The organism is Alkalilacustris brevis (assembly GCF_003350345.1).
Taxonomy (GTDB): Bacteria; Pseudomonadota; Alphaproteobacteria; order Rhodobacterales; family Rhodobacteraceae; genus Alkalilacustris; species Alkalilacustris brevis.
Map to the genome: position 1 here is coordinate 1 of NZ_QNVJ01000060.1, position 11,837 is coordinate 11,837.

Annotated in this window: 11 protein-coding genes; 6 read left to right on the forward strand and 5 right to left on the reverse strand. The window is 66.0% G+C overall.

Features of this window, described 5'->3' with window-relative positions; genetic code table 11:
• Positions 1-777 precede the first annotated feature (777 nt).
• Positions 778-1,122, forward strand: a complete 345-nt coding sequence (locus tag DQ229_RS09130; RefSeq protein WP_114965975.1) for a hypothetical protein — start codon at positions 778-780, stop codon at positions 1,120-1,122.
• Positions 1,123-1,471: 349 nt separating this feature from the next.
• On the forward strand, positions 1,472-3,130 hold the full coding sequence (locus tag DQ229_RS09135; RefSeq protein WP_114965976.1) for an NAD+ synthase: 1,659 nt from the start codon (positions 1,472-1,474) through the stop codon (positions 3,128-3,130).
• Positions 3,131-3,302: 172 nt separating this feature from the next.
• On the opposite strand, the gene DQ229_RS09140 is transcribed toward DQ229_RS09135, so the two are convergent.
• Both DQ229_RS09140 and puuE read right to left on the reverse strand, forming a co-directional pair.
• Complete coding sequence (locus DQ229_RS09140; protein ID WP_114965977.1) at positions 3,303-4,127, reverse strand: bifunctional allantoicase/(S)-ureidoglycine aminohydrolase; 825 nt, start codon at positions 4,125-4,127, stop codon at positions 3,303-3,305.
• Complete coding sequence (gene puuE, locus DQ229_RS09145) at positions 4,124-5,551, reverse strand: allantoinase PuuE (protein ID WP_114965978.1); 1,428 nt, start codon at positions 5,549-5,551, stop codon at positions 4,124-4,126. Before puuE ends, DQ229_RS09140 begins: the two co-directional genes overlap by 4 nt.
• Positions 5,552-5,656: 105 nt before the next feature.
• On the opposite strand from puuE, the gene uraH reads away from it, so the two are divergent.
• Positions 5,657-6,031, forward strand: a complete 375-nt coding sequence (gene uraH, locus DQ229_RS09150; RefSeq protein WP_114965979.1) for a hydroxyisourate hydrolase — start codon at positions 5,657-5,659, stop codon at positions 6,029-6,031.
• A gap of 97 nt (positions 6,032-6,128) precedes the next feature.
• Positions 6,129-7,355, forward strand: a complete 1,227-nt coding sequence (locus tag DQ229_RS09155) for a urate hydroxylase PuuD (protein ID WP_114965980.1) — start codon at positions 6,129-6,131, stop codon at positions 7,353-7,355.
• Between the two features lie 217 nt (positions 7,356-7,572).
• Here the strand turns inward: DQ229_RS09155 and DQ229_RS09160 are convergent, their stop codons facing one another.
• From DQ229_RS09160 to DQ229_RS09170, 3 genes are all read right to left on the reverse strand, one after another.
• A complete protein-coding gene (locus tag DQ229_RS09160; RefSeq protein WP_114965981.1) occupies positions 7,573-8,316 on the reverse strand; it encodes a Bax inhibitor-1/YccA family protein in 744 nt (247 codons plus the stop codon).
• A 199-nt stretch (positions 8,317-8,515) separates the two neighbouring features.
• A complete protein-coding gene (locus DQ229_RS09165; protein ID WP_114965982.1) occupies positions 8,516-8,791 on the reverse strand; it encodes a glycine zipper 2TM domain-containing protein in 276 nt (91 codons plus the stop codon).
• Between the two features lie 113 nt (positions 8,792-8,904).
• Entirely contained in the window at positions 8,905-9,873 is a 969-nt protein-coding gene (locus DQ229_RS09170; RefSeq protein WP_238381017.1) for an NADPH:quinone oxidoreductase family protein, read from the reverse strand.
• Positions 9,874-10,271: 398 nt separating this feature from the next.
• Between DQ229_RS09170 and DQ229_RS09175 the strand changes: the two genes are divergently transcribed.
• Positions 10,272-10,634 carry a helix-turn-helix domain-containing protein gene (locus tag DQ229_RS09175; protein ID WP_114965984.1) on the forward strand — a complete coding sequence of 121 codons (363 nt, stop codon included), beginning with the start codon at positions 10,272-10,274 and terminating at the stop codon, positions 10,632-10,634.
• Between the two features lie 143 nt (positions 10,635-10,777).
• Positions 10,778-11,587, forward strand: coding sequence for a histidinol-phosphatase (gene hisN, locus DQ229_RS09180; RefSeq protein ID WP_114965985.1), 810 nt, complete (start codon positions 10,778-10,780; stop codon positions 11,585-11,587).
• Positions 11,588-11,837: the final 250 nt, after the last annotated feature.

An 11,837-nucleotide genomic window follows, 5' to 3' on the forward strand; every position in this document is an offset into this window, starting at 1 on the left:
CTCTGGCGCTGAATTGCCCCAAGTTGTGCCCCAGTTGGCAAGGGATCACGGGGAAAACCGATACGACTGAACGCCAATCAAGGGCTCCTACCACCCCAGCCACTTTCCAGGATGACCAATGTGGCAAGGCAAGCGGTTGGCTTTGTCCGTGGAAATGCCCCGGTCGGGTGGTCCGGGCAGGGACAGGACGGCGTGCTATCGGCAAACGAGCGACAGCGCCCCGGCGGTTTGGCTTGCGAGCCGGACGGTGAAGGCGGTCAGCGTGCCGGCCTGCTGCACTCAAATTTATTTGTTTATATACATCTGTTTGCGGGCTTCCCCGGGCGGTTCCGGCTTCTGGAGTGGTCGGCGATTCACCAATGAATCACGGGCCCGTACGCCCACGATCGTAAGAGCCTGGCCTGTCGGACTGCTCACTGGTCGTACGAAATGCTTCATTCATGGCACTGAATGTTTCAGAGTGAGCGACATACCGCCACATTCCTGCGATCCCATGGTCCATTCCGCCACGATTTCGCTTGCCGTACCGCGTGAACTGGGCAATGTGGAAGCCCGTGCAGAGGCTGCACAGGAGGCGTTTCGAGGCTCATTATAAGCTTCGTTTCGTGTCGTTGTTTTCCCGCTGACGGGAAGTCCCCACATCCTGAGAACACCACCAGCGCTCTTGGCGTGCCTGCCCTGCTGCGCTGACTGATCTTCCTGAGTTCTGCTTGCGGAAATCAAGAAGCCATCCGGCGAATCATTCGCCGGAGGCCTTGTTCAACTGGAGTATTAGTGATGAAGAGCCACCTGGTATTGGCGGCTGCGGCTGCCGGGATGATGTTTGCGGCATCGGCTTCGGCCAACCCGAACATTGTGTATGGCGATCCGATCATCGACGTTGATGTGGACGTTCAGACGGAAACTGGTCCCGTCTATAACCAAGCTCAGCAGAAGTCGGGCGGCAAAGCATCCGACAACAACAAGAGCAACTTTCAGGACGTGATAACCACGACCACGACCACGACAACGACCACGGAGAAAGCTTTCAATACGCAAAGTGAGAAGTTTGTACCTGGTCAGGACAAAACGGATGTTGATGTCGATGTCGAGACAGAATCCTCAAAGGAAAAGGTTCACTGAGCAAGTGAGCTGAACAAACTGCCCTCCGGCGTGGCTTCGGCTGCGCCGGGGGGCTGTTTCGCGATCCTTCTTCCTTTTCCTTCGACGCCTGAATGCCCCGGGAACGGCCCCGGTCGCTGGAGAGACAGGGGGAAACGCCACACGGGCGGCATCGCCCTTCAGGGGCTCTGGCCACCCCCGCCAGTTCCCGGATGATCAGACAGGCAGAGGCGGGAGGGTTGGCCAAGACCGGCGCAGTCCTTTTGCCTTGCGTTGCGCGGCGTGTGCGCTGATCCGCGGCGGCGGCCTGCAAAGCGCTTTCCCTTGGCCACCAGTCTGATATGACACGGGCGTTTTCGAGGGGGCGCCGATGACCCGTAGCTTTCGCCTGACGCTGGCACAACTCAACCCCACCGTGGGGGCGCTTGCGGCCAATGCCGACGCCGCGCGCCGCGCCTGGGAGGCCGCGCGCACGGCCGGCGCCGACATGGTGGCGCTGCCCGAGATGTTCCTCACCGGCTACCAGACCCAGGATCTGGTGCGCAAACCCGCCTTCGCCCGGGCCGCCATGGCCGAATTGCAGGCGCTGGCCGCCGATTGCGCGCAGGGCCCGGCCCTGGGGATCGGCGGGCCGCTGCGCCGTGACGGGCTGCTTTACAACGCGTATTTCATCCTCTCGGGCGGGCAGGTCATGGCCAGCCTGTGCAAGCATCACCTGCCCAATACCAGCGTGTTCGATGAATGCCGCCTTTATGCGCCGGGCGACATATCGGGGCCCTACCGGGTGGGGCCGCTGCGCATCGGCACGCCGCTATGCGAGGATGCCTGGTACGAGGATGTGGCCGAGGCACAGGCGGAATCGGGGGCGCAGATACTGCTGGTGCCCAATGGCTCGCCCTATTCGCGCGGGCGGCTCGATACGCGGATGAACCATATGGTGGCGCGGGTGGTCGAGACGGGGCTGCCGCTGGTCTACCTCAACATGGTGGGCGGGCAGGACGACCAGGTGTTCGACGGGGCCTCCTTCGTGCTCAACCCCGGCGGGCGGCTCGCGGTGCAGTTGCCGCCCTTCGACAAGGCGCTGGTGCATGTCGATTTCACCGAGACGCCTGACGGCTGGCGCGCCGCACCCGGCACGCTGGCGCCGCAGCCCGATGCCTGGGAGCAGGATTACCGCGCCATGGTCGAGGCCACGCGCGACTATCTGGGCAAGAGCGGTTTTTCACGCGTGCTGCTGGGGCTGTCGGGGGGCGTGGATTCGGCGCTGGTGGCCGCCATCGCGGCCGATGCGCTGGGCCCGGAGAACCTGCGCTGCGTGCTCATGCCCTCGCGCTATACCGCTGCGGCCTCGGTGGAGGATGCGCGCGCGGTGGCTGCGGCGCTTGGCGCCCGGCTCGACGAGCTGCCGATCACCGGCCCGCAGGAGGCCATGGAAGCCGCACTGGCGCCGCTGTTTGTGGGGCGCGAGGCCGACGTGACCGAGGAAAACCTGCAATCGCGCATTCGCGGCACGCTGCTGATGGCGCTGTCGAACAAGTTTGGCGAGATGCTGCTGACCACCGGCAACAAATCAGAGATTGCCGTGGGATACTGCACGATCTACGGCGACATGAATGGCGGCTACAACCCGATCAAGGATCTCTACAAGACGCGTGTGTTCGAGACCTGCCGCTGGCGCAACGCCAACCATCGCCCCTGGATGAAGGGCCCGCCGGGCGAGGTAATGCCGCCGCGGGTGATCGACAAGCCGCCCTCGGCCGAGCTGCGCGAGGATCAGCGCGACGAGGACAGCCTGCCGCCCTATCCGGTGCTCGACGCGATCCTGGAAGGGCTGGTGGACCGCGATGCCGCGCTGGCCGATCTGGTGGCCGAGGGCCATGACACGCAGGTGGTGCGCCGCGTCGAGGGGTTGCTTTACGGGGCGGAGTGGAAGCGGTTTCAGGCGGCACCCGGCGCGCGGCTGACGCGCCGCGCCTTCTGGCTGGACCGCCGCTATCCGATGGTGAACCGCTGGCGCGACCCGGGCTGAGGCTGCGGGCATGGCCGCGCGGGCGGCGGCGATCCGGAACTGGCCGCCTGCGGCGATGGTTTGAAATTGGCCGCCTGCGGCGGCGGGGTGGGGGGCTGTCTGCCCCCCTTGCCCCGCGCCGCGGGGCAATTCCCCCCGAGGATATTTTCGCCAAGAAGAAGGGCTTGAAGGGTCAGGCGGGGGCTGGGCCGAGGCGGGCGTGGCGGTTGACATCCTTGTAGAGCAGGTAGCGGAACGGGCCGGGGCCGGTGGCGATGCAGGCCTGCGGGCAGAAGGCGCGCAGCCAGAGGAAATCGCCCGGCCCGACCTCGACCCAGTCGCGGTTGAGCCGGTAGCTGGCGCGGCCTTCGAGGATGTAGATCCCGTGCTCCATGACATGGGTTTCCTCGAAGGGGATGTTGCCGCCGGGCTGGAAGGTGACGATGTTGACATGCATGTCATGGGCCATGTCATCGGGGTCGACGAAGCGGGTGGTGGACCAGGCATCGGTGCCGGGCATCGGGCTGGGGGGCACGTCCTGCTCATTGGTGACAAAGGGCTCGGGCGGGGCCAGGCCGGGTGCGGGCTCGTAGCGTTTGCGGATCCAGTGGAAGCGCACCGGCGTGCCGGCGCCGTTATGGAACTGCCAGTGCAGGCCGGGGGGGATATAGGCGTAGCTGCCGGGGCCCATGGCCTCTTCGCCGCCATTGAGGCGCAGCCAGCCCTCGCCATGGGTGACGAAGAGCACGGCTTCGGCGTCGCCATCGGGTTCGGGGGTTTCGCTGCCGCCATGGGGGGCGATTTCCATCAGGTAGTGCGAAAACGTCTCGGCAAAGCCCGAAAGCGGGCGGGCGAGCACCCAGGCGCGGGTGTCGTGCCAGCCGGGCAGGTATGAGGTGACGATGTCGCGCATCACGCCCTGGGGGATCAGGGCATAAGCCTCGGTGAAGGTGGCGCGGCTGGTGTGCAGTGTGCCCTGGGGCGGCAGGCCGCCGGGGGCTGAGGCGTAATCGGTCATGGCAGAATCTCCTTGAGGCGCAGAAAGGCGATGCGTTCGACCTGGGCACAGGCTTCAGTGAATTCGGCCTCGCGGCTGTTCTCCAGCCTCCGCCGGAAGGCGTTGAGGATGCCTTGTCTGTCATGGTCGCGCACGGCGATGATAAAGGGAAAGCCGTGTTTCTCGGTATAGGCGGTGTTGAGCTTGGTGAAGGCGCGGCGTTCGTCATCGGTGAGCGCGTCGAGCCCGGCGCTGGCTTGTTCGGCGGTGGATTCGGCGGTGAGGCGGCGCGCGGCGGCGAGTTTTCCGGCCAGATCGGGATGCGCGCGCAGCACGCCCAGGCGTTCCTTGGGGCTGGCGCTGCGAAAGGCGCGGGCCAGGGCATTATGCAGCCCCGCGGCGCTGTCATGGGCCGGGCCAAGCTCGAACGCGTGGGCGCGTTCGGCGATCCAGGGGGAGTGCTCGAAGATGCCGCCGAAACGGGCGACAAAGCTGGCGCGGTCCATCCGGTGCGGGCGCTCGCGGCGCTGGTGGGGGTGGGTGTTGGCCCAGTGGCGGGCGATGTCGAGGCGTCGGGCGAACCAGACGCCCTCATGGGCTTGCGCATGGTCGAGAAAACGCATCAGCCCGGCAAGCTTGCCCGGTCGCCCGATCAGCCGGCAGTGCAGCCCGATGGAGAGCATCTTCGGCGCGCCGGCCGCGCCTTCGGCGTAGAGCACATCGAAGGCGTCACGCAGGTAGGCCTCGAAATCGCCCCCCGTCACCCAGCCCGGCGCGGTGGCAAAGCGCATGTCGTTGGCCTCGAGCGTATAGGGCAAGATCAGCTGGTCGCGGTCGCCGAACTCCATCCAGTGGGGCAGGTCGTCATCGTAAGTATCTGATATCCAGTCGAATTGCCCGGTTTCGGCAGCAAGGCGGACGGTGTTGGCGGAGGCGCGCCCGGTATACCAGCCGCGCGGGGGGGCGCCGGTGACCTCGGTATGCAGGCGGATGGCCTCGGCCATGGCAGCGCGTTCCTGGGCCTCGGGCATGTCGCGGTGCTCGACCCATTTCAGCCCGTGGCTGGCGATTTCCCAATCGGCGGATTTCATCGCAGCGACCTGTTCGGGGCTGCGCGCCAGGGCCGTGGCCACGCCGTAAACCGTGACCGGCAGTTCGCGCGCGGCAAACAGCCGGTGCAGGCGCCAAAATCCCGCCCGCGCGCCGTAATCATAGACCGATTCCATGTTCCAGTGCCGCTGCCCCGGCCAGGGCTGCGCGCCGGGGATGTCGGACAGGAACGCCTCGGACGCCGCGTCGCCATGCAACACGCAGTTTTCGCCGCCTTCCTCAAAGTTAAGCACCAGCGAGATGGCGATGCGCGCACCGCCGGGCCAGGCGGCATCGGGGGGCGTGGGGCCATGGCCGCGCAGGTCGCGCGGGTAGCGGGGGGGCAGGTGGGGCATGTCGCTGCGATCCTCTTTCGGGGTCTTTCGCCTGGGGCCAGTGTTGACCCATTCGGGGTTTTCCTGAAAGACCTTAATCTACATCGGCAACGCAGAGGGTGCACCATGACGGCTGAAAGCGGGCAAGGCGGGTATCTGACGACCCATGTTCTGGACACGGCGCAAGGTTGCCCGGCGCGGGGCCTGAAGATCGAGCTTTTCGCGATCGAGGGGGCGGCGCGGCGCAAGCTGGCCGAGCGCGTGACCAATGCCGACGGGCGCACCGATGGCCCGATCCTGCCCGCCGAAGATTTCGCCACGGGCATCTATGAGCTGGTGTTCCACGCGGGTGATTACCTGGATGCGCAGGGGGCGCCGGGCGGGGCGCCGCGGTTCCTTGATATCGTGCCGATCCGGTTCGGGATCGATGATGCGGCCGCGCATTACCATGTGCCGCTGCTTTTGTCGCCATTCGGCTATTCAACCTATCGCGGAAGCTGACCGCGCGGCGGGTGCGGGCTTGCGCGCCGGCGCGCGGCGGTGTTCATCTGGGCGCATGGCGAAGGCCGCGAGCTGGCGGCGAGACTGAGGAGTGGCGATGTTCGAACTGGCCATAATCGGCGCCTGGGCCGAGTTTGCCCTGCGCTGGCTGCATGTGATCACGGCGATTGCCTGGATCGGATCGTCTTTCTATTTCATCGCGCTCGATCTGGGCTTGCGCAAATCGCCCGATCTGCCGCCCGGCGCCTCGGGCGAGGAATGGCAGGTGCATGGCGGCGGCTTCTATCACATCCAGAAATATATGGTCGCGCCCGAGCGTATGCCCGAGCATCTGACCTGGTTCAAATGGGAAAGCTATGCCACCTGGCTGTCGGGTTTCGCGCTGCTGGCGCTGATGTATTACCTGGGCGCCGAGTATTATCTGCTGGACGCCACGGTGGCCGATCTGGCGGTCTGGCAGGGGGTGGCGATCTCGGTGGCGAGCCTCGGCTTCGGCTGGCTGGCCTATGACCTGTTGTGCCGCTCAAGGCTGGGGCATCGGCCCACGCTGCTGATGGCATTGCTGTTCGTGGTGCTGGTGGTCATGGCGTGGGGCTATGCGCAGGTGTTTTCGGGGCGTGCTGCGCTGCTGCACTTGGGGGCCTTCACTGCCACGATCATGACGGCCAATGTGTTCCTGATCATCATTCCCAACCAGAAGATCGTTGTGGCCGACCTCAAGGCGGGGCGCGCGCCCGACCCGGAATATGGCCGCATCGCCAAGCTGCGCTCGACGCATAACAACTACCTCACCCTGCCGGTGATCTTCCTGATGCTGTCGAACCATTACCCGCTGGCCTTCGCCACCGAATGGAACTGGGTGATCGCGAGCTTGGTGTTCCTGATGGGGGTGACGATCCGGCATTACTTCAACTCAATGCATGCCGGGCGCGGCAAGCCGCACTGGACCTGGCTGGCGACCACGGTGATCTTCATCGTCATCATGTGGCTTTCGACCGCGCCGATGCAGCGGGCTGGGGAAGAGGGCACCGAGTTGACGGGCGCGGCACTGCGCTTTGCCCAGGCGCCGGGGTTTGACGAGGTCGAGATCATCGTGGCGGGGCGCTGCGCCATGTGCCATGCCGCCGAGCCGATGTGGCCAGGGCTGCACTGGGCGCCCAAGGGGGTGCGTCTGGATGACCCGCACGAGATCGCGCGCCATGCGCGGGCGATCTACACCCAGTCGGGGCTGAGCCAGGCGATGCCGCCCCCGGCTTTCGACTGGATGAGCGAGGATGACCGCGCCGCCATCCGCGCCTGGTATCGTGCGGCGGCGGGGTCGTGAGGGGGGGCGCGCCCGCGCTTGTGGCGACTGGCGGGAGCCTCCGGCGGGGATATTTTTCTCACAGTGAAGGATGGGCGCGGGGCCGCCATTTCACCTGTGCCGCCTGCCGGGGCGGGGGCGAAACAGGAAAAGGGTGGGCGCAACAGGAAAGGCCGGCGCGAGGTTTGCGCCGGCCTTCGATATTCTGGCCCTGTTCAGGCCCTGCCATGCCGCGCGGTTATTCGCGCTGGCCGAGGAACTGCAGCAGGAACATGAACATGTTGATGAAGTCGAGATAGAGCCGCAGCGCGCCCATCGTGGCCGATTTGTCCAGCCACTCCTGATCGCCATGGGCGGCGTGCTGGATGTATTCGTTCTTGATCGACTGGGTGTCATAGGCGGTGAGGCCCGCGAAGATCAGAACACCCAGCGCCGAGACCGCGAACATGATCGCGGGCGATTGCAGGAAGATGTTGATGACCATCGCCACGATCAGGCCGATCACCCCCATCATCAGGAAGGTGCCCCAGCCCGAGAGATCCTTCTTGGTGGTGTAGCCCCAGAGGCTGAGGCTTGCGAAGGCGATCGAGGTCACCAGGAAGGTCTGCGCGATCGAGATGCCGGTAAAGGCCACGAAGATCCAGCTGATCGAAAGCCCCATCACCGCCGCGAAGGTGTAGAACACAAGCTGCGCGGTGGCTGCCGACATGCGGTTGATCATGCCCGCCAAGCCAAAGACGAAGATCAGCGGCGCGAACATCGCGGCCCAGCCCAGCAGGTTGGGCTGCAGCGTCACCGGGTCGCGGAAGATCGACAGCAGCGCGGGGCTGGTGCCAACCGCCCATGCCACGCCGCCCGTGAGCAACATGCCCACCGACATCAGCCCGTAGACCTTGTTCATATGCGCGCGCAGGCCCGCGTCGATCTGGGCGCCGGTACGGGCGCCCGCCGCGGTGCGGCGCATGGTTTGATATTCTGCCATTCGGTTCCTCCGTTCACATGCCTTGGTGCGGTTTCCGGCTGGAAATCGCCTTGGCTCTTATATTGATTGAAGATGCGGCTTTTTCAAGGAAATCCGGTGCCCATGCGGCACTGTCACGCGGATTTCACCGGCTCGTGTCCAAAACCTGGCTTCCGGCCCGCGCAAGTGCTGCGCGGACCGGGGCGTCTGCCCGGGCTGATCAGGGGCAGGGCGCGATGCGATAGGTGCCGTCGCCGCGCGCATAGGCGCATTCGTTCGACTGCTGGTTGCGGGCCACCAGCGCGCCGGCGGTCGCCCCGGCCAGCCCGGCGATGATGGTCCAGTTGCGGTCGGCGCGCAGGAAATCGGCTGCGACCACGCCGACGGTGGCGCCGGCCAGCCCGCCAACGACCATCCGCTCCTGCGAGGTCATGCCGTCGCAGGCCGCCAGGCCGAGAACCGCCGCGCAGCTTGCCATGAGAATCGGTCTACGCATGAAAAATCTCCCTTGTTGATGAGCCCTACCTTAAGCGTGACCACTCTGCGGCGCGAGTCAACTCTTGGGTATCAGTCGTGTGGCAGCCGATCGCCGTCGAATGGGCGCCTGATTCAGACACCGCTGAGGGTGATGACGACCTTGCCGGTGGATTTGCGCTGGCGCAGCAGGTCCAGCGCCTCGGCGGTGCGTTCAAGCGGCAGGGTATGGCCGACATGCGGCTTCAGCCGCCCCTCACCATACCAGCGCATCAGCTCGGCCAGGCTGCCATTGAGCCGCTCGGGCGCGAAACGCAGATACCCGCCCCAGTAGAAGCCGAGCGCGTCGATATTCTTGACCAGCAGGTGGTTGGCCGGGATTTGCGGCACATCGCCACTGGCGAATCCGATGATCAGGAGCCGCCCGCCGGGGCGGGTGGCGCGCATCGCCTCGCGGAAAAGCGCCCCGCCCACCGGATCGTAGACCACATCGACACCCCCCAGCGCCTTGAGTGCGGCGCGCAGGTCGCCTGCCTCGCTGTCGATCAGATGATGCGCCCCGGCGCGTTCGGCCGCCGCCAGGTGGTCTGCACCACGGGCACAGCCGATGACGCGGGCGCCGAGCTGCCGCCCGATTTCCACGGCCGTCAGTCCGACGCCGCCCGCCGCCCCCAGCACCAGCAGGGTTTCGCCGGGGGCGAGCCGCGCCTTGTGTGTAAGGGCCAGGTGAGATGTTCCATAGGCGACCGGAAAGCCCGCGGCCACGGCAAAGCTCATGCCGTCGGGCAGGGGCAGACAATGCGCCGCCGGGACGATGACCGTTTCGGCCAGTCCGCCCTGGCCGAGAAAGGCCAGCACCCGGCTGCCGGGGGCGGGCGTATCGGTGCCGGGGCCGGTGGCGATGACTTCTCCGGCCACCTCCATACCCGGGGTGAAGGGCGGCTCGGGGCGTTCCTGATAGGCACCGGCGATCATCAGCAGATCGGCAAAGTTCAACCCGCAGGCCCGGACGCGCAGCGCCACCTCGCCGGGGCCGGGGCTGGGCTCGGGGCCATCGGTCAGACGCGGCGGGGCGCCCGTCGCCTCGACAACAATTCGCTTCAACGTTTTCCCTCCTGACAGCCCGACGGCGAAGCATAGCACGCCGCGGGACGGCGCAAAGCGCGCACCGGGCCTGGCCCGGGTCGAGCTGTCGGGATTGCGGCTGTCAGGCCCTTGCGGGGGCCCAGTGATTCGCGAAAGGCAGCCGGGTGCGCAAGTTTTGCGCATTCTGCATTTGCAAAATGCAATGCGCGTTGCAAAAACAAGCTATACGCGAAATGTTCTTGCGCGAAATCGCCCCTGACGCGTGGTTTTGTTGCTGCGGCACGCGTATGTCGCTTGCGGGGCATGACGAGACACCGGATATGCTGGTTGGAGTCTCGCTGGCGGTTGATCGGTAAAGGCTTTGACCGGTTGACTAGCAAGGTAGCGGCCCCATGTTCTGGTTAAGGAGAGGCCAATTGAAACACCCCGTTGATATTCAGGTCGGCAAACGCATCCGTCAGCGTCGATGGATGCTGGGCATGACACAGCAGCAACTGGCCGAGGCGGTGGGGATCAAGTTCCAGCAGATCCAGAAATACGAAACCGGCATGAACAGGGTCAGCGCCTCGCGCCTGTGGGATATTGCCACGGCGCTGGAGGTTCCGGTGAGCTTTTTCTTCGAAGGGGTCGAGGGGGTCATGCAAGGTGGCAAGAAAGTGGCGCCTGATCTCTTTGCCGAGAAAGAGGCAATGGAGCTGCTGCGCACCTATTATGCCATTCCCGAGGCCCAGAGGAAGCGGCTGTTCGATCTGGCCCGGGCCCTGGGCAGCGCGGCCTGAGCGCACTCGCCCCAGGGGGCGCTGATGCGGCCCTGAAGGCTTTGCGCGGCATCGTTCGGTATACTTGACCTGCGTTGCAGGGCGCGGTAGCGCGCATTTGCGCGGCCGGTGCCGCACCAGCAGGCAAGGCGAGAACCGCGCGCATGGCATCATCCGCAGCCCTTACACCCGAGGCCCGTCAGGCGCTTGTCGAGATCGCGCTCAGGCTGGCCGACCTCGCCCGTGGCGCGACACTACCATATTTCCGCAGGCCCGACCTCGGTGTCGATAACAAGCACGCAACCGGATTCGATCCGGTCACCCTGGCCGATCACGCCGCCGAAGAGGAGATTCGCGCCGAACTGGCCCGCCTGCGCCCCGATGACGGCATCCTGGGCGAGGAACTGGGCAGCACCCCCGGCACCAGCGGGCTGACCTGGGTGATCGACCCGATCGACGGCACCCGCGGCTTTCTCAGCGGCACGCCGACCTGGGGGGTGCTGATCGCGCTTTCCGATGCCGAGGGGCCGCACCTGGGCATCATCGACCAGCCCTATATAGGCGAGCGTTTCTTTGGCGGGTTCGGGCAGGCCTGGATCGAGGGGCCGCAAGGGCGCGCAGGCCTGAAAACCCGCGCCGCCCGTCCGCTGGACGAGGCGATCCTGTTCACAACCTTTCCCGAGATCGGCACCGAGGCAGAGCGCGAGGCCTTCACCCGCGTCGCCCGGGCTGTCAGGCTGACCCGCTATGGCATGGATTGCTACGCCTATGCGCTGCTTTCCGCCGGGCAGATCGACCTGGTGATCGAGGCCGGGCTGAACCCCTATGACATCCATGCGCCCATCGCGGTGATCGAGGCCGCCGGCGGCCTCGTCACCGACTGGCAGGGTGGTCCGGCGCATGATGGCGGGCAGGTGATCGCGGCGGCGAACCCGGAAATTCACGCCGCTGCGCTGGGTCTCCTGCGGGGCTGAGCGGCGCGCCTTGCCCCGGCAAGCTGCCTTTGGGCCGCGCTGTCGCGCAGGGCGGTGCTTGAGGCAGAGGGTTGGATCGAAGACGCCTTACCCAAGGCCTCTGCAGAACAGGGCCTGAGAGGAGGCCCGAGGGCAGCGCCTGCCTGGGGGGGCGCTGGTGTCTGACGGCGCAATCGGCGCGGCGCTCAAGAAACTATCCACGTTACAAGATGTGAGGCGTCTGAAGCGCCCGCCGGGATGGAGGGGGACC